Raw genomic sequence first — 24,465 nt, 5'->3', positions numbered from 1 at the left:
ACGATGACCGACAGTATCAAGAGCAACGTCAACCCAGGGGCTGGCAGCAGCAACGCCGCAACACCGGCCCCCCACAGCGAATCCCGCGAACTCAAGAAGGGCAGCCTGGCAGCCTTCAAGGGCCTGATGCCCTTTCTGCGCCCCTACCGCAAGCAGTTCGCCATGGCCGGCGTGGCCCTGGTGGTGGCAGCCGGCGCCACGCTGGCCATCCCGGCCGCCTTCAAGCAAATGATAGACCTGGGCTTCGGCGCCTCGGCCGGGGTACGCAGCATCGAGCACGTGAACCTGGTGTTCCTGGCCCTGTTCGGCGTGGCCACTGTGCTGGCGCTGGCCACGGCGGCGCGCTTCTACACCGTGTCCTGGCTCGGCGAGCGCGTCACGGCCGACATCCGCAGCGCGGTGTACCGCCACGTGGTCACGCAAAGCCCGGAATTCTTCGAAACCACGCAGACCGGCGAAGTGCTGTCGCGCATCACCACCGACACCACGCTGATCCAGGCCGTGGTGGGCACCAGCATCTCCATGGCGCTGCGCAATGTGCTGCTGTTCATCGGCGGCCTGGCCATGCTGTTCGTCACCAGCGTCAAACTGTCGTCCATCATCATCGGCCTGCTGATCCTCACCGTGCTGCCCATCGTGATGTTCGGCCGCCGGGTGCGCAAGCTCTCGCGCGACTCGCAGGACCGCATCGCCGACGCCTCCGCCGTGGCCGGCGAGATCCTGAACGCCATGCCCACCGTGCAGGCCTTCACGCATGAAAAAATCGAGACCGACCGTTTCGGCGCGTCGGTCGAAGGCGCTTTCGTCACCGCCATGAAGCGCATCCGCGCGCGCGCCATGCTCACCGCGCTGGCCATCGTGCTGGTGTTCGGCACCATCGTGTTCGTGCTGTGGCTCGGTGCGCACGCCGTGCTGGAGGGCTCCATGACCGGCGGCGACCTGGGCCAGTTCATCCTGTACGCCTCCATCGTGGCCGGCGCCATCGGCGCGCTGTCCGAAGTGATGGGCGAAGCCCAGCGCGCGGCCGGCGCCACCGAGCGCCTGCTGGAACTGATGTCGGTCAAGTCCGAAATCCAGTCGCCCGCGCATCCGCTGGCGCTGCCGCCGCGCGCCGCCAACGGCGCCGCGCTGACGCTGGCCGATGTGACCTTCAACTACCCGTCGCGCCCCGAAACGGCGGCGCTGGCGCACCTGTCGCTGGACATCAAGCCCGGCGAAACGGTGGCCGTGGTGGGCCCGTCCGGCGCCGGCAAGACCACGCTGTTCCAGCTGTTCCTGCGCTTCTACGACCCGCAGGCAGGCGCCATCAAGCTCGATGGCGTGGACATCCGCCAGCTCGACCTGCACACCCTGCGCGACGCCATCGGCATCGTGCCGCAGGACACGGTGATCTTCTCCACCGACGCGATGGAAAACATCCGCTACGGCCGCGCCGGCGCCACCGACGCGGAAGTGATCCAGGCCGCCAAGCTGGCGGCGGCGCACGAATTCATCGAGCGGCTGCCGAACGGCTACCAGTCCTTCCTGGGCGAGCGCGGCGTGCGCCTGTCCGGCGGCCAGCGCCAGCGCATCGCCATCGCCCGCGCGCTGCTGAAAAATCCGCCGCTGCTGCTGCTGGATGAAGCGACCAGCGCGCTGGACGCCGAATCCGAACGCCTGGTGCAAGGCGCGCTGGAAGCGGCCATGCAAGGCCGCACCACGGTCATCATCGCGCACCGCCTGGCAACCGTGCAGCGCGCCGACCGCATCATCGTCATGGAAGACGGCAAGATTGTCGAAACCGGCACGCACGCCTCGCTGGTGGCGCTGGGCGGCATCTACGCCAACCTGGCCGCGCTGCAGTTCCACAACGTGCACGTGGTGCACTAGCAACGGCGGTTCAAACGCGCCCTGCATATTACTGAGCCGTATCCGCATGCGGCGACCGGCCGTGCCGGGCCGCATGTCACGCCTGAGGCGGCAATGCGGCCCGCGATTCGCGCCACAACCATTGCCGCCCGCGCCAGTCCTGTAAAATCACGTTCTTTCAGGAGACTGCCCGTGACCGACGCCGAACTGCGCCAGATGTGCCACACCGTATTGCCCGGCCATCGCCAGCCCGCGCCGGCCGAGACGTTCGCGGCCATGGCCGCCTGGTGCGCCGCCAACGACGTGACGCACGACGTGTACGGCGAAGGTCCGCTGATCCAGTCGTTCGAGCGCAAGGTGGCGGACCTGCTGGGCTTCGAGGCGGCCGCCTTCTGCATCACGGGCACCATGACGCAGGTGACGGCGCTGCGCCTGGCCTGCATGGAGCGCGGCAGCCCGCTGGCGGCGCTGCACCCCACCGCCCACATCTTCAGGCACGAACGCGGCAACCACCAGCTGCTGGGCCATTTCCAGGCCTTGCAGATCGGCGATCCGCACCGTCCGTGGACGCTGGAAGACCTGCAGGCCCTGCCCGACCACCTCGGCGCGGTGTCGCTGGAACTGCCGGCACGCGAAATCGGCGGCCAGTGCCCCGGCTGGGACGAGTTGCAAGCCATCAAGGACTACTGCCGCACGCGCCGCATCCACCTGCACATGGACGGCGCGCGCCTGTGGGAAACCGCCGCAGCCTATGGCAAGCCATTGCACGAAATCTGCGCCGGCTTCGACACGGTCTATGTCTCGCTCTACAAGGGCATCGGCGGCCTGGGCGGCGCCATGCTGCTGGGCAACATCGGCTTTGTGGCCAAGGCGCAGGAATGGTTCCGCCGCCAGGGCGGCAACGTGATCCACCGCACGCCCTACGTGGTGGCCGCCGCCATGCAGTTCGACGCGCGCCTGGCCGCCATGCCGCAGTACTTCAAACGCACCATAGCGCTGTTCGAAACGCTGCGCAGCCATCCGCTGCTGGCGCCGAATCCGGCGCGCCCGCAAGCCAACCTGCTGCATCTGCATATGCCGGTCGACCGCGAGCGCGCCGTCGCCATCCGCAACGCCTTCGCGGAAAAACACGGCGTCTGGCTGTTCAACCGCGTCAGCCAGGCGCAGCTGCCGGGCCACAGCGCCACCGAATGGTATGTGGGCGACAACCTGCTCGCCATCAGCGACCAGCGCCTGCACGCCATCCTTACCCTGTGGAGCGCCGAACTGGCCGCTCCCGCCCAATAACAATAAAGATTCCCATGACTTTCGCATCCCTCGGCCTTATCGATCCCCTGCTGCGCATGCTGGACACGGTAGGCTACACCACGCCCACCCCGGTCCAGAAGCAAGCCATTCCCGCCGTGCTGGCCGGCCGCGACTTGATGGCCGCCGCGCAAACCGGCACCGGCAAGACCGCCGGCTTCGCCATTCCGCTGCTGCAGCGCCTGAGCCAAGGCGAACGCGCCGCGCCGAACCACGTGCGCTGCCTGGTGCTGGTGCCCACCCGCGAGCTGGCCGAGCAGGTGTACGAAAGCTTCCGCAGCTACGGCCGCAACGTGCCGATGCGCTGCCACGTGGCGTACGGCGGTGTGCCGATCGAACCGCAGATCGCCAAGCTGAACAAGGGCCTGGACGTGATGGTGGCCACCCCCGGCCGCCTGCTGGACCTGTTCCGCCAGGGCGTGCTGCAGTTCGAGCAGCTGGAGTCGCTGGTGCTCGATGAAGCGGACCGCATGCTGGACCTGGGCTTCGCGGACGACCTGGAAGCCATCCTGCTCGCGCTGCCGGACGAGCACCAGACGCTGATGTTCTCGGCCACCTACTCGGACGACGTGCGCAGCCTTGCCGAGATCCTGCTGAACGACCCGCTGTCGATCCAGGCCAGCGCGCGCAATATCGCCGCCAAGTCGGTCAAGCAGTGGATTATCACCACCGACAAGGCGCACAAGCCGGAACTGTTCCTGCACCTGTTCAAGAAGCAGCGCTGGGGCCAGGTCCTGGTGTTCGTCAAGACCCGCAAAGGCGTGGACGTGCTGGTGAAAACGCTGGTCGAGCATGGCATCCGCGCCGACTCCATCCATGGCGACAAGCCGCAGCCGGCCCGCCTGCGCGCGCTGGCGCGCTTCAAGGCCAGCGAAGTGCAGGTGCTGGTGGCTACCGACGTGGCCGCGCGCGGCCTGGACATCGAAGCGTTGCCGCTGGTGGTGAACTTCGACCTGCCCACCGTGGCGGAAGACTATGTGCACCGCATCGGCCGCACCGGCCGCGCGGGAGCGGACGGCGTGGCGATCTCGCTGGTGTGCGCGGACGAGGTGGACCTGCTGGCGGCCATCGAAAAGCTCACCAAACAGGTGCTGCGCCGCGAAGAGGAACCCGGTTTCGAGGCGGACCACCGCGTGCCGGAAACCGGCACGCCGAAACCAGCCGCCAAGCAGGCTGTGGCCGGCAAGAAGAAACGCCCGTTCACCGGCCCTGCCGGCGGCAAGGCGGCGCTGGCACAGCAAGCGGCGGGCGGCGCCCGGACTGCCGGCGGCGCGGCGCGGGCCAAGGCCGGCGGCCCGGCAGCAAGCAGCGCCGGCGGTCCGGCTCGCGGCAAGGCTGGCGCTGCGGCGGCAGGCCGGCCGACCGGCGCAGCCGGCGGCGGCGGCGCCGGCAAAGGCGGTGCGGCGGGCAGCGGCAAGCCGGGCGCCCCGGCCGCCAAAGTACCCGCGCCAGGCAGCCGTGGCAGCAACGCCGCCACCCTGCGCGCCATGGCCGAGGCGGCCGGCGGTGGCCGCAATGCAAGCCAGGGCCAGGGCCAGGGCAAAATCATCGTCGCCGGCGGACGCGGCGCCAAGTCCGCAGCCCGCGCCGAAGGCCGCGCACAAGCCATCGCGCCGAGCCGGAAGACCGGCCGTGGCAGCGTGAAACGCTAAGGCCTTGTAGAATCCCGCTCTGAAAAACACGCATTACGTTGGAGAACCGCATGCAGCAATACCTTGATCTGATCCGTACCGTCCTCGAAACCGGCAGCTGGCAGGACAACCGCACCGGCATTCGCACGCTCAGCGTGCCCGGCGCCATGATGCGCTTCGACTTGCTGAAGGACGGTTTCCCCGCCGTGACGACCAAGAAGCTCGCGTTCAAATCCGTGGTGGGTGAGCTGTGCGCATTCCTGCGCGCCTCGCGCAGCGCGGCCGACTTCCGCGCGCTGGGCTGCAAGGTGTGGGACCAGAACGCCAACGAGAACCAGCAGTGGCTGGACAATCCCTACCGCACCGGCACCGACGACCTCGGTCCCGTGTACGGCGTGCAGTGGCGCGAATGGCCGGGCTACAAGCTGCTCGACGCGGCCGCCGCCGCGCAGATCGCCGACGCCGAAAAGAACGGCTACCGCCAGGTGGCGCCGCTGGAGGAAGGCGGCGTGCGCAAGGTGCTGATGTACAAGGCCATCGACCAGCTGCGCGAGTGCCTGGACAGCATCGTCAACAATCCCGGCAGCCGCCGCATCCTGTTCCACGGCTGGAACCCGTCCGTGCTGGACCAGGTGGCGCTGCCGGCCTGCCACCTGCTGTACCAGTTCATCCCGAACGCCACAACGAAGGAAATCTCGCTGTGCCTGTACGTGCGCAGCAACGACATCGGCCTGGGCACGCCGTTCAACCTGGCCGAAGGCGCCGCCCTGCTCGCGCTGGTGGGCCGCCTCACCGGCTACACGCCGCGCTGGTTCACCTATTTCATCGGCGACGCCCACATCTACGAGAACCACATGGACATGGTGCAGGAACAGCTCACGCGCGCGCCCTTCCCTGCCCCCAGGCTGGTGATTGCCGAACGCGTACCCGATTTCGCCAAGACCGGCAAGTACGAACCGGAGTGGCTGGAAAAGATCGAGCCCGCCGATTTCACGCTGGAAGGCTACCGGCACCACGCGCCCATCACGGCGCCGATGGCGGTCTGACCCGGCTTTGTGTACGATAGGCTGACCCCGTCCAAGGAAAGCCTCATGAACACGTTCGAACTAGTCCGCAGCCACCGCATCGCCGCCCTGCAAGCCACCGTGGAAGAATACGTGGCGCCGTCGTCCGGCGCGCGCCATATCCACCTGGCCACCGCCGGAGCCGACCTGGCTTTCCTGGTCGGCTTTCCGACCGTGCCCGACACCAGCGACGGCCGCGCCCACATCCTGGAACACCTGGCCCTGTGCGGCTCGCAGCGCTATCCGGTGCGTGCGCCGTTCTTCTCCATGCTGCGCCGCTCCACCGCCACTTTCATGAACGCGATGACGTATGCCGACCGCACCGTCTATCCCTTCGCCAGCACCGACCGCAACGACTTCTTCAACCTGCTGGATGTCTACCTGGACGCCACCTTCTTCCCGCGCCTGGACTACCTGAACTTCCTGCAGGAAGGCTGGCGCCACACCCTGGAAGACGGCAAGCTGCGCTACCAGGGCGTGGTGTTCAACGAAATGAAGGGCGCGTTCGCCGATCCCACGCGGGCGCTGTACAACGGCATCAGCGCGGCCCTGCTCAAGGACACCACCTACGAGGTCGTCTCCGGCGGCGACCCGCTGGCGATACCGGAGCTGAGCCACCAGATGCTGAAGGACTTCCACGCCAGCCACTATCACCCGTCGCAGGCGGTGTTCATGACAGCCGGCGACATTCCCGCCGCCGAAATACAGCGCCACGTCGCCGAGCGGGTGCTGAGCAGGCTGCCGGGCGCCATGCCGCGCCGCATGCCGCAGCTGGCGGCGGCCGCCGCGCCGCGCGAAGCCACCATCCGCGTACCCTCGCAGAGCGCGCGCGGCGACGAATTCGGTTTCCAGCTCACCTGGCTGATGGGCGAGTCGTCGGACGCCACCGTCCAGCACCACGCCAACCTGCTGCAGGCCGGCCTGCTGGGCGACGCTTCCGCACCACTGAAGAAAGCCATGGAATCGGCCGGCTACGGCCGCCCTTCGCGCCTGAACGGCATGGATACGGGGCCGCGCCAGTTGCTGTTCCACCTGGGAATGGACGGCCTGGCGCAGCACCAGCTGGCCGATGCCCGCGCCCGCGTGTGGGCCGCGCTGGAGGACGCTGCCAACGCCGGCGTGCCGCAATCGGCACTGCAGGCCGCACTGCGCGACATCAAGTACAGCCAGCGCGACACCTCCAGCGGCCGCATGCCGAACGTGATGAACCGCATGCTGCAGGCGCTGCCGGTGGCCATGCGCGGCGGCGACGTGGTGGGCGCCTTCGACAGCGAGGCCGTGCTGCGCAGCCTGGAACAGCATATTGCCGACCCGGCCTTCTTCAAGGGCCTGGTGCGCGCGCTGCTCGACTCGCCGGCCCGGCTGGACGCCGCCATCGTGCCCGATGCCGACTTCTTCACCGCGCGCGCGGCCGCGGAAGAGGAAGGACTGGCCGCCAGGCTGGCCGCGCTCAGCGGCGAGGAACGCGCGCGCATCGAAGCCGACAGCGTGGCGCTGGATGCGCACCAGCGCCTGCCGTCCGACACCACGCTGCTGCCCCGCATCAAGCCGGGCGATGTCAGCCCGCATCCGCGCCCCCTGCCCGCCATTCCGGCCGCGCAGGACGGCAAATACCTCTTCCCGATTGCCTCCAACGGCATCTCCTACGCCGTGGTGCAATACGACGTGGGCGCGCTGCCGGAATCGGCATGGCCGTGGCTGCAGCTATATGCGGACCTGCGGCGCGACTTGGGTGTGGCCGGCCACAGCTATGAACAGGCCGGGGCATGGCGCAAGCGCATGGTGCCTGCCTTCAAGCTTGGCCTGGAAGCGCTGGTCAAGGCCGACGACACGCTGGACCTGGCGCTGCAGTTCTCGGTCACCGGCCTGCGCGAGGAACATGCGAATATGGCCGCCGTGCTGGAAGCCTACATCGGCAGCCCGCGCTTCGACGAGCATGAACGCATCGCCTTCCTGGTCGCCCGCATGGTGAAAAACCGCATCAACGGCCTGGCCAGCTCGGGCAACGTGTATGCGTCGCTGGCAGCCACCGCACCGCTGTCACCGTTGCGCCGCTTCGAGAACGCCTGCGGCGGCGTGGCCATGCTGCCCTTCCTGGGCGAGCTGGGGCGCCTGGCGGCGACGCCCGAAGGCGTGGCGCACATCGCTGCGCGCCTGGCCGAAATCCACCTGCAAGTGGTTTCCTGTCCATCCAAGGTGCTGTGCGCCGGCACCGGGGACGACGCGCAGGCGCTGGCCGGCATGCTCGCGGCGCCGGCTGCGAAATCGGCAGCGGCCGCCGCGCGCGGCAGCGCGGCGGCCGCCGCCAGCGCAGCGCGCGCCAACCTGGCTTTGTACGCCGCCGGCCAGGTCAACCACTGCTACATCGCCTGGCCCGCTCCGCCCCAGACCCACCCGCAGGCGCCGGCCCTGGCGGTCGCCGCCGAACTGCTGACACACCAGTTGCTGCACCAGGCGCTGCGCGAGAAAGGCGGCGCCTACGGCGGCTCGGCCAGCTACGCCGGCGGCCTGCGCCTGTTCAGCATGAGTTCCTACCGCGACCCGCGCCTGGCCGGAACCTACGCCGACTTCGCCGCCGCCATCGGCCACTTGCTGGAAACCGACTTCAGCCCGGAGCAGATAGAGGAAGCGATCATTTGCGTGATCAAGTCGCTGGACCGGCCGGCGTCTCCCTTCGACGCCGTACTGAACGCCTGGAGCCTGCAGGCGCGCGGCATCGGCCCGGAGCAGCGGCAGCGTTTCCGCAGCGGCGTGCTTGCCTGCACGCAAGATGAGATCCGGCTGGCGGTGCGCCAGTGGCTGAAACAAGCCACGCCCAGCCGCGCGGCCTTCGTCGGCAACACCGCGCAAGACCTGGACGGCCTGGAAGTGACCGACCTGCACGCACTGAGCGGAGAAAACCCGGTCCAGGCGACGGGCTAGAACGGCCGGCTGGCGCTCAGCACCAGGGTGCCACTGGAGTTCGGCGCCCTGCCGCCGTACCACGAACTGTAAGCGTTGCCGCGCGCCTGGGCCTTGGCCCAGGCCGCCTGCCAGCGCCAGCCCGCCCACGCGGTTCCCACGCCGACCCGCCCGTCCAGCGTATGGCGGCTGGCATACTGCGGCAGGCCGGACAAATAACTGAGACACCCCGCGTGCAAGTACAGGCTGACGTCGCCGCCCAGCGCGTAGCTGCCGTTCAGTTCCGTGTAGGCGCTGCTGGCGTTCAAGCCCAGGTAGTCGGGCGAATAGGAAAGCCTGGCATTGAACTGGTCCACCGCCAGGCTGGCGTAAACTTCGGTGTAGTTCAGGCTCGCGCCCGGCGTGTAGCCGTAGCGCGACACGCCCGTGTCCAGCGTCAGGCCGGACGACAGCCGTTGTGCATGGCCGGCGTAGGCGATGTATTGCGTGCCGCTGCGCCGGTCGCCCTGCAGCCTGTAGCGCGACGCGAACGCGCCCACGTACCAGCCGGCGGCGCCGTCGTAAGTCAGGTTGAACTGGGGTGCGGGAGCGCCGTCGCTGAGGCTCGCCCCGCGGTACACGTGCTCGGACACCAGCGTGACACTGCCGCTCAGTTGTGCATGCGCTGCGCGCCCCTGCCAGCAGCACAGCAGCAGGACCGCCCAGGCTCTACGCAAAGACGCCTCCGCCGCAACGGCGGGCGTAACAGTATTGCCGCGAAAACTGCCGCACAAACATGCAAACTCCCTGATCAGGTGTGTAACAAATGCCATCATGCCAGAGATGCACGGCGCTGAACAGGACGTTGCCATGCCGCGCGCAGGACCAAACACGCAACAAAATCCGTCTACCTCATCTAATCCTACACAAACGGCTTCGCGTGGGCTATCCTGAATCTCACCAAATGTAACACAAGGCAATAATAATTCCCTTCAGGCCACATCCCCGCCTGTACTTGCTGCGCGAAGCGTCTCTTAGGATTGCTCGCGCCGCCGCATCGCGTGTGTTCCCTACCCTGGAGGCAATCATGAAACTCGCAAATCTGAGCATCGGCAAGCGGCTGGCCGCCGGCTTCGCGGTGATCCTGGCGCTGCTGGCCTGCGTGGCGCTGTCCGGCATGGCCGGCCTGAACACCGCCAGCCACGCACTGCACCATATCGTCGACGTCAACCTTGAGAAGATCCGGCTGCTGGAAGAGATGTCGCAGTCCACGCACGTTGTCGCGCGCGTGATCCGCACCGTCGCCCTGCAATCGGACGAGGCTGCCGCCCGCACCGAGTCGCAGAAAATCGTGGACGCCAAGTCCCGCTACGATAAAGCCTACGCCGCGATGGAAAAGATGCCGCTGGACGAGGCCGGCAAAAAGCTGATGGCGGAAATCAAGGCCGGCCACGACAAGGCCCTGCCCATGTACGACCGCTTCCTCCAGCTCAGCAAAAGCGACCGCGAAGCGTCGGTCACTTATCTGCTGCAACAGGCCGGCCCCGCCACCGGCGCGTGGCAGGACGCGATACAGCAGTACGTGGAAGTGCAGCTGGCCAAAAGCCGCCGGGACGAGCAGGAGGCCGATGACAGCAACGCCCGCGCGCTGGCACTGATGCTGGGCGTGTCCGCCCTGGCCCTGCTGCTGGGCGGTTTCACCGCCTGGGCGGTGGGACGCTCGATCACCGGCCCCATCAAGCAAGCGGTGCGCATCGACCAGACCGTCGCGTCGGGCAACCTCGGCAGCGTGATCGAGGCGCGTTCCAGCGACGAGACCGGCCAGCTGCTGCTGGCCCTCAAGGATATGAACGGCAGCCTGTCCGGCATAGTCGACCAGGTACGCGGCGGCGCGGACGCCATAGCCACCGCCTCGCGCGACATCGCCGGCGGCAACGCCGACCTGTCGAGCCGCACCGAACAGCAAGCCGGCGCACTGGAGGAAACCGCCTCGTCGATGGAGGAGCTGGCCTGTATCGTCAAGCGCAACGCGGAACACGCGATGCGCGGCAACCGGATGGCGGCGTCCGCGTCGGCCGTCGCGGCCGAAGGCGGCAAAGCGGTGGCGCAGGTGGTCGAGACCATGGACGCGATCAACGCCTCCTCCCGCCAGATTGCGGACATCATCGGCGTCATCGACGGCATCGCCTTCCAGACCAACATCCTGGCGCTGAACGCCGCCGTGGAAGCGGCGCGCGCCGGCGAGCAAGGGCGCGGTTTCGCCGTGGTGGCCGGCGAAGTGCGCAACCTGGCGCACCGCTCGGCCGCCGCCGCGAAGGAAATCAAGACGCTGATCGGCAACTCGGTGCAGCAGGTGGAACAGGGCGTGCAACTGGTCGGCAAGGCCGGCGCCACCATGGAGTCGGTGGTGCAAGGCATAGGCGGCGTGGCCGGCGTGATGGCCGACATTGCCAGCGGCAGCCAGGAACAGAGCGCGGGGCTGGACCAGATCAACCAGGCCATCTGCCAGCTCGATGAAGTCACGCAGCGCAACGCAGCGCTGGTGGAGGAAGCGGCCGCCGCCGCCCTCTCGTTGCAGGAGCAGGCAACTTGCCTGACGCAGGTGGTGTCGACCTTTACCACCGGCTGCGGCGATGCGGCGCCTGGCCCGGCCGCCACAGCGCGCCGCGCGGCCTCGCCCACGCTGCGGCTGGTGGCGGGAGGCCGGGCCGCAGCATGAGCCGAGGCACCGGCGCCGGACGCCGGCATTGGGGCCGCGCAGCCAGTCCAGCGACTGCCGCGGCCCGCCCTATGGTGCGGGCGCCGTGATGCCTTGCTCGCGCAGGAAGCTGCGCACGGCCTGGAAGGCTTGCTGATGCTGCTCGGGCGCGAAGCCGCCATGGCCGCCGCCCTTGATCGTAAACAGCTGGTTTTTCTCGCCCGCCTTGTCCATCGCCTGCTGCAGGCGCAGCGCATGCGCGTAGGGCACCAGCGGGTCGGCGTCGCCATGGATGGTCAGCACGGCCGGACCGTCCTTGCGCACATGGCTGAGCGGCGACAGGCGGCGCGCCAGTTCCATGCGGCCGTCCATGGTGCCGAACCAGGCCACCGCGTAGGAACGCACGTTCGGCCCCTGCAGCATGTCGGCCACGTCGGTGATGCCGAACCAGTTGACCACGGCCGCCACTTTCGGCGCCGCGTTGGCGTACGGTCCGCTCCAGCTATCGTTGGCCGCGCACTGGTTGGTAAAGGGCGAATCGGATGGCATCATCGCGGTCGCCAGCGCCAGGTGCCCGCCAGCCGAGCCGCCCGTCGTCACCACCTTGCCGAGGTCGAAGTTGAAGCGCTTGGCGTTGCGGCCCACCCACTGCAACGCGCACAGCGTGTCTTCCACTGCGGCCGGGGCCAATGCTGTCTTGGCCAGCCGGTATTCCACATTGACCACTGCAAAGCCCATCTGCATGTAGGGAAGCAGATGCAGGATGTCGCCTTCGCGCGAGCCGGCCACCCAGCCGCCGCCGTGGAAATTCAGCACCACCGGCGTGGCGGCCTTGCTCGGCCAGGGCTGGTAGACATCGAGCTTGAGGTCACGCCCGCTGGCGGTCAGGTAGGTAATGTTGGGATTCACGCTGTAGCCGGCGCCCACCTGGGCAGCGGTACGGTAGCCGTCATCGCTGCTTTGCGCCAGCGCCGGAACCGACAAGGTGAAACACAGGGCCGAGCCCAAAACCGCCAGTGCAATTCGCATCGTTCCGTTCCTTAATGGTGACCTTCGAATAAAGGGATAGCCGGGCGCCGCCGGTCAGCCCGCCACGCGCAGCAGCGCCGAACCATGCGGAGCCAGGGCCTGGCGAACAGCGCCGCGCACGGGCGGCAGATCCCGGCGGCGCCACAGGTCGCGCAGCGCCACCGTCCTGTCGCCAAAGTTCAGGCGCGACAGGTCGAATTCTATCTCCAACGGCGCGTCTTCAGTGTTAAACAGCGCCAGGTAATAAACCGGGGCTTGCTTGTCGCCGTTCGCGCGGGCGCTCCAGATGCGCGTGCCCGGGTCGGCGCGGTGCGGCCGGTTCTGGTGGCTCTGCTGGTTCACGGCCAGCACTTCCGGGTTCGTCAGCAAGGCCAGTGTCGCTGAATCCAGGCGCCGCAGGTCGCCCCCCATGATGAGCGGTGAGCGCGCGATGCTCCACAAGGTCATCAGCGTCTGCTGCTCATCCGGGGTGAATTTCGTGTCCCGCTCGCCCATCGCCAGGCGGCCCAGCGGCAGCATGTCGGCATCGGGCCAGGCGTTGGGCGCCATGGTGGGATTCCAGTTTTCCAGGCGCTGGAACTGCTCCTTCAGCAGTTTCCACTCGTCCCAGAAATCGTCCGAGATACGCCACAGCTGCGCGTAGTGCGGCACGTGGCCGGCCCATTTGAGATCGGTCTCGCCGGGAGACAGGCTCAGCGTTATCGCGCGTCCGGACGCCTGGATGGCTTTGTGGGCCGCTTCAACCTCGCGCCAGTTTTTCTCGTAGGGCCGCGACATGTCGTCCAGCTTGACGAAATCGACGCCCCAGGACGCATACAGCTTGAAGATGGAATCGTAGTAGTCCTGCGCGCCGGGCCGGCTCATGTCGATGCCGTACATGTCGCCGTTCCAGCCGCAAATGGAGCTCGTGTCGGCGATGTCCTGTGCGCGCAGCTTCGTACCGAGGATCGGGGTGTTCAGGCGCACCGCCTGGCGCGGAATGCCGCGCATGACGTGGATACCGAACTTCATGCCCATGCGGTGCACCTGGCCGGCCAGGCTTTTGAAGCCCCCGCCCTTTGCGGCAGAAGGAAACCTGTTCGGCGCCGGCAGCAGGCGGCCATACTCGTCCATCGTCAATTCGGCGTCCTTGCGGTACTCGTAGCCGGTGGCGTTCGGCTCGTACCACTGGATATCGACCGTGAAGATGTCGTAGCCGGACGGCAGCAGCTTTTGCGCCATGATGCGCGCGTTCTCCAGCGCCTGGGCCTCGGTAATGGTGGTGGCAAAGGAGTTCCAGCTGTTCCAGCCCATCGGCGGCGTGGGCGCCAGCGCCGCCCCTCCATGGGCTGTCGGCGCTGCTGCGCGCGCGCCAGGCAGGGCTGCCGCTGTGGCAACCGTGGTGGCAAGAGTGGTGGCAAGCGAAGTCGCAAGGAGGCGGCGGCGAGGCAGATTTATCATAAGACCGTGAGCGGAGTATGGTTGACAGGCGGAGGTATTGCTGTGCGGGCAGCATAACGCGCCCTGCGCTCCCGATCCATTGCGAATTTCACCAAACCGGCGGCAAAATTGTCTTACGGGGAGCGCACTTCCTTCAGCTGCGCCGTGCTGCCGCACAAGCAGGTGCATTTGCCTGTCAGCTGGGTCACAGTGGCGCACAGGTCGATGCCGGCGTTCTGCGCCTGGCCGGCCGGCTGCGTGACGATGCCGGCGCGCAGCTTGGGCAATGCCAGGGCGGGCCGCAGCTCGCTCAGCAAAGCCATCATGCCCGAGATATGGGCCGCCGAGTAGGATGAGCCGGACACCATGTCCCAGCGTGCGCCAGGGGCGGCGGTGGGAATGTCGCGCCCGGGCGCCAGCAGCACGCGTCCGGCCGCCATCTGCGCCACCATGGCAGTGGCGGCGAACACGCCGGGATGCGAGGCGGGGAAGCCGCCGTCGGCGCTGGCCGGGTCGACCGCGCTGACCACGCGCACGCCGCGCGCGCACGCCACGTCGATCAGCTCACGCAGCAACCGGTCGGGCGGCCCGGACAAGCTGAGATTGATCACCTGGGCGCCGTGCATCAATGCGAAATTCATGGCCTTGCCGAGCGTGAAACTGTTGCAGCGCGTGGCGCCGTCGGCCTGTTCCCAGCACGCCCGCAGCGCCATCAGGCGCGCTTCCGGCGCCACGCCTTCGATGCCGACGCCGTTGCCGGCCCGCGCTGCGATCACGCCCGCAACGCCGGTGCCATGCCGTTCAGCGGTGTACTGCTGGCCATCGACGAAATTCTCCTGGAAGGCAAGCTGACCGGCCAGGTCGGGATGGGCAGCTTCAACGCCGCTGTCGATCACCGCCACCGTCACGTTGCGGCCGGTGGCGGCCTTGCGCATATCGGCCAGCTGCCACTGCCGGGCTGCCGGCTGCACCGGAAACAGCGGGTCGCTGCCGCCCTGCGCCGAAAAGGTCCCTATCGGCTGCGCCCACTTGACGCGCGGGTCGCGCGACAGCGCCTCGACGATCTTGCCCGGCTCGGCGCCCTCGGGTTCGGCCATGCGGTAGCAATCGACGTTCAGCAGCGGCATGGCCCAGTCCTCCAGCAGGCGCAGGCCGTATTCGCGGGCCAGCGCTTCGGCGGTGCGGCGCCGCGCCGCCTGGCCTGTGTCGTCGCGGTAGTTGGGCGGGTAGTAGGAATCCGGCCGGAAGTGCGTCGCGGGCAAGCGCAGCATGACCAGGATTTCGCGCGCAGGCTGGGGGGACGCCGCCTGCGGCTGGGGGAGCGTGCCGGCAGGCTGCGGCGCCGCCTGGGGCGTTGCTGGCGGTGCTGGCGGCGCGGATTGCCGGGCGGCGGCGGCGGCGGACAACGCAGATCCCGCGCCGGCCAGCAGCGCGCAGCACAGCAGCCATGGCCATGCGCGCTTCATGGCGCGCGCCGCGGGTTGAGCGGCTCCGCCAGCTGCACCGCGGGGTAGCCCCTGAGCGCCGACAGCGTCTGCGCCTGCTGCGCGTCCGGCACCTCCAGCACGTAGGCGCCCGTTACGGTCGGGCCGTCCACCACGCGTGCGCCCTGGGCCTGCAGGATCTGCTGCACCTGGCCAAGCTGCGCGTCGGGACGGAACATCACCACTACGTTGCCGGAGGACGGCGGCGCGGCGTTGCCGCCGCTGCTGAGTGCCCGGTAGTCACTCGCGTCGCCAGGCAGCAGCTGGACTACCAGCCCGGCAATCAGTATCCCCTGCCCTGCCAGCGCCCACGGCATCCAGCCGCTGCCGCCGGACAGCAGGGACTGCCAGCGTGCGGCCAGTTGCTGCAGCCAGCCATCGGCAGACGGCCGTACGGCTGGCCGCGCGGCCTGCGGCACGGCCGGCGCCGCGGCCTGCCCCGCTTCCTGCGGTCCAAGCTCCGGCATCAGGCGCGCCAGCGCGCGTTCCGGGTCCAGCCCCGGCGGCAGCGCAGGCTCGGCCGCGCGCAAGCGCTGCTGCCAGGCGGCCTCCTCGCGGCACTGCGGGCAGGCACGCAGATGTTCGCGCACCAGCGCCATCTCGTCCGCGGCCAGGGTCTCGTTGGCAAACCACGGCAGCAAGGCCTGAACCGCGCCATGCGTATCCGCTAGTTGATTGCTACTCATGATAATTCTTCCATATGTGCGGACAGCATGCCGCGCAAGCGCTGGCGGGCGTGAAACATCCGCGTCTTCACCGTATTGACCGGGCAATCCATCGTCTGCGCGATCTCCTGGTAGGCCATGTCGTGGTAATAGGCCAGGCTCACCACCACCCTTTGCTCCAGCGGCAGCGCCTCCAGCGCACGGCCGACGTCCTGCTGCATCTGCTGCTGCAAGGCGGCCTGCTCGGGTTCCTGGCTGGCGCAACCGGGCTGCTGCTCGAAGTCCGACTCCACCGGCTCGTCGAGCATGTTCACCGCCTTCAAGCCCTGGCGGTAGGCGATGGCGAAAATCCAGGTTGACACCTTGCAGCTGTGATCATAGGTCTGCGCCTTCTGCCACACCACCAGCATGGTGTCGTTGATGATCTCTTCCAGCAGCGGCGCGTTGCGCACCATGCGGTCCAGAAACCGGGCCAGCCTGGGGAAATAGATGCGGTAGAGCGCCTGGAACGCCGCCCGGTCTCCTGTGGCGATCTGCCGCACCAATTGCGGCTCGCCGCCGTCCGCCCCTGCCAAATTCCCCATCTGCCTGTTTCTCCGCTGCTGCTTCGCTATTTCTTCGTTATTTCTACCTGTCTACGGTTTATACGCACAAGCACAGAAAAGGTTCAAAAAATTTCTGATTCATTTTACACGCCGCCATTCCGGGAAAAATATTTCACGTTCCTTTGAACCTTTTTCAGACTTGACAGTATTGACCGTGTGACATGACCACCCTGCCCCTGCTCCCAGCCCTGTGCGGCCCGTCGCTGCTGAAGACCGATCCTGCCACCTTGCTGCGCCTGCTGGTACTGGCGCCGCTGCTGGAGGAGTGGATAGTGCGCGCCGGCCTGCAGGAATGGCTGATGCGGCGCTGGGCCGGGAATATGCCGCTCGCCATGCTGGCGCCGGCCGCCGGGTTCAGCCTGCTGCACGCTGGCGCCGGCTGGTTCGCCGCCGCCGCTGTGTTCCCGCCAGGGCTGGCCATGGGCCTGCTGTACTGGCGCCGGCGGGACTGGCGGCTATGCGCCGCCGCGCATGCCCTGTGCAATGGCTTTGCCCATGTTTCCTGCAGCATCAATTTTCAGTAACGAGATTAACAACCCGGCTTACCAACAAGAGCACAACCAGGAGCAACGATGACCCCATCCACACCGCATTACCCGGGCCGGCGGCTAGTCCGCCGCACCGGCCTCGCCACGCTGCTGATCCTTGGCGCCGGTCTCGGCACCGCGTCGGCCCAGACGCCGAACGCCCTGAATGGCAAAAGCCTGTATTTGAACGGCCCGGTGGGCGGCGGCGCCACCTGTGCGTCCTGCCATGGTCCCAATCCAGCCAGCAACGTCAACGGCATCCTGCGCGCCGCCAATGCGCCCGCCGTGATCAGCGCCGCCATCGCGGCCAATCGCGGCGGCATGGGTGCGCTGTTCAACGGCCGCTTCAGCTCCGCCGAGCTGGCCGACCTGGCAGCCTTCATCGGCGACCCGACCGTGGTCGCCGCGCCTGCCGCCTCGCTGTCCCCGGCCAGCCTCGCCTTCAGCGGCACCACCGTGGGCCAGACCAGTGCCGGCCTGACGGCCACGCTGGCCAACACCGGCTCGGCCGCGCTCAACATCAGCAGCATCGCGCTGGGCGGCGCGGCTGCGGGCGACTATGCCGTCAGCGGCGGCAGCTGCAGCGCCGGCGGCGCGCTGGCCGCTGGCGCCAACTGCTCCCTGGTGGTCAGCTTCAAGCCGGTTGCCGCAGGCACGCGCGCGGCCACACTCACCATCGGCCACAACGCCACCGGCGGCGCCAGCACCCTTGCCCTGAGCGGCACCGGCAGCGCCGTGGCACAGCCCACCGTCGCCCTGTCGGCCACCAGCGTCAACTTCGGTGCACTGGTCGTGAATACCGCGTCGGCCCCGCAGACCATCACCGTCAGCAACAGCGGCCAGGCAGCCCTCAGTTTCACCAGCATCGCACTGGGCGGCGCCAACAGCGGCTTCTTCACGCTGGGCGGCAGCTGCTCCACGGCGGCGCCTGTACCGGCCGGCGGCAACTGCACCCTGACCGTGCAGGCCCAGCCGACTGCGGCGGGCGCCTTCTCCGCCAGTGTCAGCCTGGTATCGAACGCATCCAACGGCAATGCCGCCATCGGCCTGTCCGGCAGCGGCGCGGCCGCTGCACCGGCATTGGCGGCCAATCCGAGCGCGCTGGCCTTCGGCGCGCAAACCGTGGGCGGTGCGGCAGTCACCCAGAACGTCACGCTGACCAACAACGGCAACGTGGCTCTTGCCATCAGCTCGATCACCGCCAGCGGCGCCACGGCCATAACGGCTGGCGCCGGCACCTGCGGCGCTACGCTGGCCATCGGCGCGAGCTGCGTGGTGCCGCTCAGCTTTGCCCCCGCCGCCGCCGGCAACGTGGCCGCCACGCTGCTGGTGCGCTCCAACGCGCCGGACCTGCAGGTTGCCATCACCGGCGCCGGCACCACGGCCGCCGTGGCCAAACCGGTACTGTCGGACGGCGGCCCGCTGGTGTTCGCGGACACGCAGCTCGGCAGGAGCTCGGCGGCGCGCAGCACCGTGCTGCGCAACGACGGCAGCGCGGCGCTGAAGATCGCCAGCCTGCTGCTGGGCGGCGCCCATCCCGGCGACTTCGTACTGGGCGGCAGCTGCACCGTCAACGGCACGCTGAGCCCTGCGGCCAGCTGCACCATAGACAGCACCTTCAAACCGACAGCGGCAGGCGCCCGCAGCGCCGGCCTGGTACTGATGACCGATGGCGGCGCCCAGCTCAACCTCAACCTGTCCGGCAACGGCGTGGCGGTGCCGGCCGGCGCCGCGCTGGCCGTATCGCCGCAATCGTTCGATTTCGGCGCCGTCACTGTCGGCGGTACCGCCCCAACCAAGCGCTTCACGCTGACCAACACCGGCAGCGCTGCGCTCAACCTGGCCAGCGCCACCTTCACCGGCCCGTTCTCGGCCGTCACCGACAGCACCAGCTGCGCCGCCACGCCGTTTGCACTGCAGCCGGGCGCCTCCTGCGAACTGGTGGTGCGCTATGCACCTACCGCAGCCGGCGCCAGCGCCGGCGAGGTCAAGCTGCAAGGCGACGCCGCGTCCAGCTGGACTATCGCGCTGACCGGCCTGGCCAGCGCCGCCGTGCCCCCACCCGCCACTGCGCAGCCGCAGAACAGCGGTGGCGGCGGCTGCTCCGCCGCCCGGGACGGCAAGGACCCGATGCTGCCGCTCCTGGTGCTGCTGGCGCTGGGTGTGATCGGCTGGCGCAGGGTTGCGCGCGGGCCGGCGCGCCGCGCCGGCAAAGACCAACACAACGATCAGGAGGCAGCATGAACTTCATCAGCCTGGGCAATCGTGCCCATCGGGCACTCGCGGCCGTCATCGGCATCAGCGGCACCGCCGCCGCTTTGCTGCTGGCGCAGCCGGCCTGCGCGGCGGTCGTCCCCGGCCAGCCCGCGCCGGCCTTCGAGCTGCCTGGTACTGCCGGCGCGGTGCGCCTTGAGCAGTACCAGGGCAAGCTGGTGTACCTGGATTTCTGGGCCTCCTGGTGCGGCCCCTGCCGCCATTCCTTCCCGTGGATGAATGAGATGCAGGCCAAGTATGGCGCGCAAGGCCTGCAGGTGGTCGGCATCAATGTCGACGCCAAGACCGACGACGCGCGCAGCTTCCTGGCCAACACCCCGGCCCGCTTCGTGGTCGCCTTCGATCCGGCCGGCGCCGCCCCGCGCCAGTACGGCATCAAGGGCATGCCGAGCAGCGTGCTAATCGGGCCGGACGGCAAGATCCTGTTCGAGCACAGCGGTTTCCGGGAAGGCGACCGCGCCGAACTGGAGAGCCGCATCCGCGCCGCCCTGGGAGCGAAAAAGTGAGCCCGCGCGTCAATACCGCCATGCGCGCGCTGGCGCGCCTGGCAGCGCTGGCGGCCGTTGCCGCAACCGCCGCCGCCGGTGCCGGCTGCAGCGCCATCAAGCCGGTGCAAGCGTGGGAAAAAGGCGTGCTGGCCAAGCCGGAAATGCTGATCGACGGCGATCCGCTGGAAGCGCGCTACAACGAGCATATCTACGCCAGCAAGGAAGCCGCCTCCGGCGGCAGCGGCGTGGGTGGCGGCGGCTGCGGCTGCAATTGAACGGCACAAGGACTAGCATGAATACAGAAAAAACCGACCTGCCCCCGCTGGGCAACGCGCTGCTGGCGGCCGCGCTGCTGCTGCCGGGCCTGGCCGCGCACGCCGAGGAGCCGCCGGAGCGCAGCACCCTGAGCCTGAAATACCTGAGGTACGAGGAAAGCCAGTCCGGCCTGGAGCGGATCCACGTCGATTCGCCGTCGGTGTCGCTGGTGACGCCGATCGCCGGCCAGTGGTCCTTGTCCGGCTCCCTCACCTCGGACCATGTGTCCGGCGCTTCGCCGCGCTACCACACGGCGGTGTCCGGCGCCTCGCGCATGAAGGACACCCGCCGCGCCGGCGATATCGCGGTGACCCGCTACCTGCCGCGCGGCAGCGTGACGGTGGGCGCGGCCTACTCCACCGAGCATGACTACGTGTCGCGTGCGCTGTCGCTGACGGGCACCGTGTCCAGCGAAGACAAGAACACCACCTGGTCGTTCGGCGTGGGCGGTTCGGACGATGCGATCGACCCGGTCAACAAGATCGTCAGCAGCGAGTCGCGCCAGAGCGTCAATCTGATGCTGGGCGTGACCCAGGTGCTCACCCCGCGCGACCTCGCGCAGCTGACGCTGACGCGCACACACGGCCACGGCTACTTCTCCGACCCGTACAAGGCCTTCGACAACCGGCCGCGCGAGCGCAACCAGAACACCTTGCTGGCGCGCTGGAACCACCACCACGAGGGCAGCGGCGGCGCCTCGCGCCTGAGCTACCGCTACTACAACGACAGCTACGGCATCCGCGCGCACACGCTGGGCGCCGAGTACGTGCAGCCGCTGGCGCAAGGCTGGCGGGTGACGCCGTCCGTGCGTTACCACACCCAGCGCGCGGCCAGCTTCTATTATGACCCGGTGTACGACGCCGCGCTGGGCCAGCCGTTCCCGCCGGGCTACGTGTTTGGCAGCACCCGCTTTTCGTCGGCCGACCAGCGCCTGTCCGGCTTCGGCGCGGTGACGCTGGGGATCAAGGTGGCCAAGGAATTGAGCCGCGACTGGACCGTGGACGTGAAAGTGGAAGCCTATCAGCAGCGCGGCGCGTGGCGCGCCGTCGACAGCGGCAGCCCGGGCCTCGACGCGCTGCGTGCGCGCAGCATCCAGCTGGGCCTCACGCGCCAGTGGTAAATCAAATTGGGAGGATGTAATGCAACGGGCTTTTCGACGTTTATTTAACTGGCTGCTGGCGCTGTGCGCCATGCTGGCTTTCGCCGGCCTGCCCGGCACGGCGGCGGCCGACGACTTTCTCGCGCCCGAGCAGGCGTTCCAGCTGCGCGGCGAGCTGCGCGACAACGGCACGCTGGTGCTGACCTGGGCTATCGCGCCGGGTTATCACCTGTACCGCGAACGGCTGGCCTTCAAGGGCAGCAGCGCGCTGGAGCAACCTTCGCTACCACCCGGCATCCGCAAGTTCGACGAGAACTTCAACAAGGAGATGGAGACCTACCAGCGGCAATTGGCCGTCACGCTGCCGCTGGCCGGTGGCAGCGCCGCGCCGTTCACGCTAACCGTGGGCTACCAGGGCTGCGCGGACGCGGGCCTGTGCTACCCGCCGCAGGAGCTGGCCTTCAAGGTCGATCCGGGCCAGCCCGGCACACTGGCAACAGTCCCCGCTGTGGACGGCGGCGCCGCCACAAGCAGCGCAGCTGCCGCAGAAACGGCCACGGCGGCCGGCGCAGGCAATCCCTCCGCCACGGCTGCGCAAGCGGCGGCGCCGCCCGAGGACGACAGCACCCTGGCCCAGCGCACGCTGCAAAGCGGCAGCCTGTGGCGCATCGGCGGCGCTTTCCTGGTGTTCGGCCTGCTGCTCTCGTTCACCCCTTGCGTGCTGCCGATGGTGCCCATCCTGTCCTCCATCATCGTCGGCGAAGGCAACGTGTCGCGCAGCCGTGGCCTGCTGCTGGCTACCGCCTACTGCATCGGCATGGGGCTGGTGTACACCGCACTGGGGGTGGGCGCGGGCCTGGCGGGCGAAGGCCTGGCCGGCGCACTGCAGAAGCCGTGGGTGCTGTTGACCTTCGGCGCCTTGCTGGTGGGCCTGGCGCTGTCCATGTTCGACGTCTACCAGCTGCAGCTGCCGAGCGGCCTGCAGTCGCGCCTGAGCGAGACCGGCGGCAAGCTGCGCGGCGGCCGTTTTGTCGGCGTGTTCGCCATGGGCGCATTGTCGGCACTGATCGTCGGCCCGTGCGTGGCCGGTCCACTGGCCGGCGCCCTGCTCTACATCAGCCAGACCGGCAACGCCTGGATCGGCGGCTGGGCGCTGTTCTCCATGGCGTGCGGCATGAGCGTGCCGCTGCTGCTGACCGGCCTGTCCGCCGGCAGCCTGCTGCCGCGCGCCGGCGCCTGGATGAACGGCGTGAAGAAGGTATTCGGCCTGCTGCTGATCGCGGTGGCGGTGTGGATGGTGTCGCCGGTATTCCCGGTCCCCGTGATGATGATGCTGTGGGGCGGCCTGGCCATCCTGTGCGCCGTGTTCCTGCACGTTGGCCAGGCGCTGCCGCCGGGCAGCAAGCCGGGCGCCTATGCGGCCAAGGCGCTCGGCCTGCTGTTGCTGGTGGGCGGCCTGTTCGAGCTGGTGGGCGCCGCCAGCGCCGGGCGCGACGTGCTGCAGCCGCTGGCCCACCTGCGCGGCGGGACCGCCAATGCGGCTTCGCTGGCGGCGGAAGACCACGGCGAGCCGCGCTTCACCCGCATCCGCACGGTCGCCGCGCTGGAGACCGTGCTGGCCGAGGCCAAGCAGCCGGTACTGCTGGACTTCTATGCCGACTGGTGCGTGGCCTGCAAGGAGATGGAACGCATGACTTTCTCCAAGGCCGCTGTCAGCGCGGAGATGAAGAAAATGCGCCTGATCCAGGTGGACGTCACCGCGAACAATGGCGACGACCGCGCGCTGATGAAGAAATTCAGCCTGTTCGGGCCGCCCGGCATCATCCTGTTCGACGCCAGCGGCAAGGAGATCCCGCAAGGCCGCCTGATCGGCTTCATCCCGCCCGAACCGTTCATCCTGCAACTGCAGCGCGCACAGCGGGCGGGCGGAACTCAACTATCGCAAAGCGGAACGCCATGAACAAGAAACACGCCCGCGTCCTGATACTCGGCTCAGGCCCGGCCGGCTACAGCGCCGCCATCTACGCCGCGCGCGCCAATCTGAATCCCATGCTGGTGACCGGCATGGAACAAGGCGGCCAGCTGATGACCACCACCGACGTGGAAAACTGGCCGGCCGACGCGATGGGCGTGCAAGGCCCGGACCTGATGCAGCGCTTCCTGCAGCACGCCGAGCGCTTCAACACCGAGATGGTGTTTGACCACATCCACACCGCCAAGCTGAGCGAGAAACCGATCCGCCTGATCGGCGACAGCGCCGAGTACACCTGCGACGCACTGATCATCGCCACCGGCGCGTCGGCCCAGTACCTGGGTTTGCCGTCCGAACAGGAATTCATGGGGCGCGGGGTATCCGCCTGCGCCACCTGCGACGGCTTCTTCTACCGTGGCCAGGAAGTGGCCGTCATCGGCGGCNCACCAGCTCCTGCGCCAGGCGCTTGGTTGATCATCGCCACCGGCGCGTCGGCCCAGTACCTGGGACTGCCGTCCGAACAGGAATTCATGGGGCGCGGGGTATCCGCCTGCGCCACCTGCGACGGCTTCTTCTACCGTGGCCAGGAAGTGGCCGTCATCGGCGGCGGCAACACCGCCGTCGAGGAAGCGCTGTACTTGTCCAACATCGCCACCAAGGTCACCCTGGTGCACCGCCGCGACAAGTTCCGCGCCGAAGCCATCCTGATCGACCGCCTGATGGCCAAGGTTGGCGAAGGCAAGATCGAGCTGAAGCTGAACCACACGCTGGAAGAGGTGACCGGCGACCAGGGCGGCGTGACCGGCCTGACGCTGGCGGCCACCGCCGGCGGCGCCAAGACCAAGATCAGCGTGCACGGCCTGTTCGTGGCCATCGGCCACAAGCCCAACACCGGCATCTTCGAAGGCCAGCTGGACATGCACAACGGCTACATCAAGACCCGCATTGGCACCGAAGGCATGGCCAGCGCCACCTCCGCGCCGGGCGTGTTCGCCGCCGGCGACGTGCAGGACCACATCTACCGCCAGGCCATCACCAGCGCCGGCACCGGCTGCATGGCGGCGCTGGATGCCCAGCGCTACCTGGAGCAGTAAGTCCGGCAAGGCTGCGTGCTCTCCCCTGTGCTCCGCAATGTCTGTACAATTTGACAGCGCGGAGCACA

The 24,465-nt window shown here is 68.4% G+C and carries 19 protein-coding genes and 1 pseudogene; 14 read left to right on the top strand and 6 right to left on the bottom strand.

The window, feature by feature from the left end; genetic code table 11:
* Positions 1-3 precede the first annotated feature (3 nt).
* From ASD15_RS21945 to ASD15_RS21925, 5 genes are all read left to right on the top strand, one after another.
* A complete protein-coding gene (locus ASD15_RS21945; protein WP_057157348.1) occupies positions 4-1,869 on the top strand; it encodes an ABC transporter transmembrane domain-containing protein in 1,866 nt (621 codons plus the stop codon).
* Between the two features lie 171 nt (positions 1,870-2,040).
* The gene (locus ASD15_RS21940) at positions 2,041-3,135 is read left to right on the top strand and encodes a low specificity L-threonine aldolase (RefSeq protein ID WP_082552040.1); all 1,095 of its coding nucleotides are present in this window, start codon (positions 2,041-2,043) and stop codon (positions 3,133-3,135) included.
* Positions 3,136-3,149: 14 nt separating this feature from the next.
* Positions 3,150-4,805 carry a DEAD/DEAH box helicase gene (locus ASD15_RS21935; RefSeq protein WP_057157123.1) on the top strand — a complete coding sequence of 552 codons (1,656 nt, stop codon included), beginning with the start codon at positions 3,150-3,152 and terminating at the stop codon, positions 4,803-4,805.
* Positions 4,806-4,855: 50 nt separating this feature from the next.
* Positions 4,856-5,830, top strand: coding sequence for a thymidylate synthase (locus ASD15_RS21930; RefSeq protein WP_057157122.1), 975 nt, complete (start codon positions 4,856-4,858; stop codon positions 5,828-5,830).
* 45 nt (positions 5,831-5,875) lie between these two features.
* Positions 5,876-8,770 (top strand): insulinase family protein, encoded by a 2,895-nt coding sequence (locus ASD15_RS21925; RefSeq protein WP_057157121.1) that lies wholly within the window; start codon positions 5,876-5,878, stop codon positions 8,768-8,770.
* On the opposite strand, the gene ASD15_RS21920 is transcribed toward ASD15_RS21925, so the two are convergent.
* A complete protein-coding gene (locus ASD15_RS21920; protein ID WP_162249934.1) occupies positions 8,767-9,465 on the bottom strand; it encodes a TorF family putative porin in 699 nt (232 codons plus the stop codon). The two genes, ASD15_RS21925 and ASD15_RS21920, sit on opposite strands and share 4 nt — an antisense overlap.
* Positions 9,466-9,815: 350 nt before the next feature.
* On the opposite strand from ASD15_RS21920, the gene ASD15_RS33705 reads away from it, so the two are divergent.
* Positions 9,816-11,447 carry a methyl-accepting chemotaxis protein gene (locus tag ASD15_RS33705; protein WP_057157119.1) on the top strand — a complete coding sequence of 544 codons (1,632 nt, stop codon included), beginning with the start codon at positions 9,816-9,818 and terminating at the stop codon, positions 11,445-11,447.
* A gap of 69 nt (positions 11,448-11,516) precedes the next feature.
* Here the strand turns inward: ASD15_RS33705 and ASD15_RS21910 are convergent, their stop codons facing one another.
* From ASD15_RS21910 to ASD15_RS21890, 5 genes are all read right to left on the bottom strand, one after another.
* Complete coding sequence (locus ASD15_RS21910; protein ID WP_057157118.1) at positions 11,517-12,455, bottom strand: alpha/beta hydrolase; 939 nt, start codon at positions 12,453-12,455, stop codon at positions 11,517-11,519.
* Positions 12,456-12,509: 54 nt separating this feature from the next.
* Positions 12,510-13,895: a glycoside hydrolase family 27 protein gene (locus ASD15_RS21905; RefSeq protein ID WP_057157117.1), complete on the bottom strand. Its 1,386-nt coding sequence runs from the start codon at positions 13,893-13,895 to the stop codon at positions 12,510-12,512.
* Between the two features lie 113 nt (positions 13,896-14,008).
* Positions 14,009-15,340 (bottom strand): S8 family serine peptidase, encoded by a 1,332-nt coding sequence (locus ASD15_RS21900; protein WP_057157116.1) that lies wholly within the window; start codon positions 15,338-15,340, stop codon positions 14,009-14,011.
* On the bottom strand, positions 15,337-16,044 hold the full coding sequence (locus ASD15_RS21895; protein ID WP_082552038.1) for a zf-HC2 domain-containing protein: 708 nt from the start codon (positions 16,042-16,044) through the stop codon (positions 15,337-15,339). Before ASD15_RS21895 ends, ASD15_RS21900 begins: the two co-directional genes overlap by 4 nt.
* The gene (locus ASD15_RS21890; RefSeq protein WP_057157114.1) at positions 16,041-16,607 is read right to left on the bottom strand and encodes an RNA polymerase sigma factor; all 567 of its coding nucleotides are present in this window, start codon (positions 16,605-16,607) and stop codon (positions 16,041-16,043) included. Before ASD15_RS21890 ends, ASD15_RS21895 begins: the two co-directional genes overlap by 4 nt.
* Positions 16,608-16,789: 182 nt before the next feature.
* Between ASD15_RS21890 and mrtJ the strand changes: the two genes are divergently transcribed.
* The 8 genes and pseudogenes from mrtJ to ASD15_RS21855 all read left to right on the top strand — a co-directional run.
* Positions 16,790-17,152: a JDVT-CTERM system glutamic-type intramembrane protease gene (gene mrtJ, locus ASD15_RS21885; RefSeq protein ID WP_082552037.1), complete on the top strand. Its 363-nt coding sequence runs from the start codon at positions 16,790-16,792 to the stop codon at positions 17,150-17,152.
* Between the two features lie 48 nt (positions 17,153-17,200).
* Positions 17,201-19,399: a choice-of-anchor D domain-containing protein gene (locus tag ASD15_RS21880; protein WP_082552036.1), complete on the top strand. Its 2,199-nt coding sequence runs from the start codon at positions 17,201-17,203 to the stop codon at positions 19,397-19,399.
* On the top strand, positions 19,396-19,935 hold the full coding sequence (locus ASD15_RS21875) for a TlpA disulfide reductase family protein (protein ID WP_082552035.1): 540 nt from the start codon (positions 19,396-19,398) through the stop codon (positions 19,933-19,935). The genes ASD15_RS21880 and ASD15_RS21875 overlap by 4 nt, the downstream gene beginning before the upstream one ends.
* A complete protein-coding gene (locus tag ASD15_RS21870) occupies positions 19,932-20,192 on the top strand; it encodes a DUF4266 domain-containing protein (protein WP_229418294.1) in 261 nt (86 codons plus the stop codon). Before ASD15_RS21875 ends, ASD15_RS21870 begins: the two co-directional genes overlap by 4 nt.
* A gap of 17 nt (positions 20,193-20,209) precedes the next feature.
* Positions 20,210-21,352, top strand: a complete 1,143-nt coding sequence (locus ASD15_RS21865; protein ID WP_057157113.1) for a DUF3570 domain-containing protein — start codon at positions 20,210-20,212, stop codon at positions 21,350-21,352.
* A gap of 19 nt (positions 21,353-21,371) precedes the next feature.
* Positions 21,372-23,291 (top strand): protein-disulfide reductase DsbD, encoded by a 1,920-nt coding sequence (gene dsbD, locus ASD15_RS21860; RefSeq protein WP_057157112.1) that lies wholly within the window; start codon positions 21,372-21,374, stop codon positions 23,289-23,291.
* Positions 23,288-23,746: pseudogene (locus ASD15_RS32520) on the top strand (NAD(P)/FAD-dependent oxidoreductase); the annotation flags it as partial. The gene dsbD and the pseudogene ASD15_RS32520, both read left to right, overlap by 4 nt.
* Position 23,747: 1 nt before the next feature.
* A partial coding sequence (locus ASD15_RS21855) for an FAD-dependent oxidoreductase (protein WP_162249940.1) occupies positions 23,748-24,397 on the top strand: 650 nt, incomplete at its 5' end.
* Positions 24,398-24,465: the final 68 nt, after the last annotated feature.

This window comes from Massilia sp. Root351 (assembly GCF_001425045.1).
GTDB lineage: Bacteria > Pseudomonadota > Gammaproteobacteria > Burkholderiales > Burkholderiaceae_D > Rugamonas.
Note: the sequence above shows the minus strand (reverse complement) of the source record. Positions and strands in the feature narration are given on the sequence as shown.

Excerpts from the sequence above, each read along its gene's own strand:
- ASD15_RS21945 (WP_057157348.1), top strand. The coding sequence starts at position 4 with ATGACCGACAGTATCAAGAGCAACGTCAACCCAGGGGCTGGCAGCAGC.
- ASD15_RS21935 (WP_057157123.1), top strand. The coding sequence starts at position 3,150 with ATGACTTTCGCATCCCTCGGCCTTATCGATCCCCTGCTGCGCATGCTG.
- ASD15_RS21930 (WP_057157122.1), top strand. The coding sequence starts at position 4,856 with ATGCAGCAATACCTTGATCTGATCCGTACCGTCCTCGAAACCGGCAGC.
- ASD15_RS21925 (WP_057157121.1), top strand. The coding sequence starts at position 5,876 with ATGAACACGTTCGAACTAGTCCGCAGCCACCGCATCGCCGCCCTGCAA.
- ASD15_RS33705 (WP_057157119.1), top strand. The coding sequence starts at position 9,816 with ATGAAACTCGCAAATCTGAGCATCGGCAAGCGGCTGGCCGCCGGCTTC.
- ASD15_RS21910 (WP_057157118.1), bottom strand. The coding sequence starts at position 12,455 with ATGCGAATTGCACTGGCGGTTTTGGGCTCGGCCCTGTGTTTCACCTTG.
- ASD15_RS21905 (WP_057157117.1), bottom strand. The coding sequence starts at position 13,895 with ATGATAAATCTGCCTCGCCGCCGCCTCCTTGCGACTTCGCTTGCCACC.
- ASD15_RS21900 (WP_057157116.1), bottom strand. The coding sequence starts at position 15,340 with ATGAAGCGCGCATGGCCATGGCTGCTGTGCTGCGCGCTGCTGGCCGGC.
- ASD15_RS21895 (WP_082552038.1), bottom strand. The coding sequence starts at position 16,044 with ATGAGTAGCAATCAACTAGCGGATACGCATGGCGCGGTTCAGGCCTTG.
- ASD15_RS21890 (WP_057157114.1), bottom strand. The coding sequence starts at position 16,607 with ATGGGGAATTTGGCAGGGGCGGACGGCGGCGAGCCGCAATTGGTGCGG.
- mrtJ (WP_082552037.1), top strand. The coding sequence starts at position 16,790 with ATGACCACCCTGCCCCTGCTCCCAGCCCTGTGCGGCCCGTCGCTGCTG.
- ASD15_RS21880 (WP_082552036.1), top strand. The coding sequence starts at position 17,201 with ATGACCCCATCCACACCGCATTACCCGGGCCGGCGGCTAGTCCGCCGC.
- ASD15_RS21875 (WP_082552035.1), top strand. The coding sequence starts at position 19,396 with ATGAACTTCATCAGCCTGGGCAATCGTGCCCATCGGGCACTCGCGGCC.
- ASD15_RS21865 (WP_057157113.1), top strand. The coding sequence starts at position 20,210 with ATGAATACAGAAAAAACCGACCTGCCCCCGCTGGGCAACGCGCTGCTG.
- dsbD (WP_057157112.1), top strand. The coding sequence starts at position 21,372 with ATGCAACGGGCTTTTCGACGTTTATTTAACTGGCTGCTGGCGCTGTGC.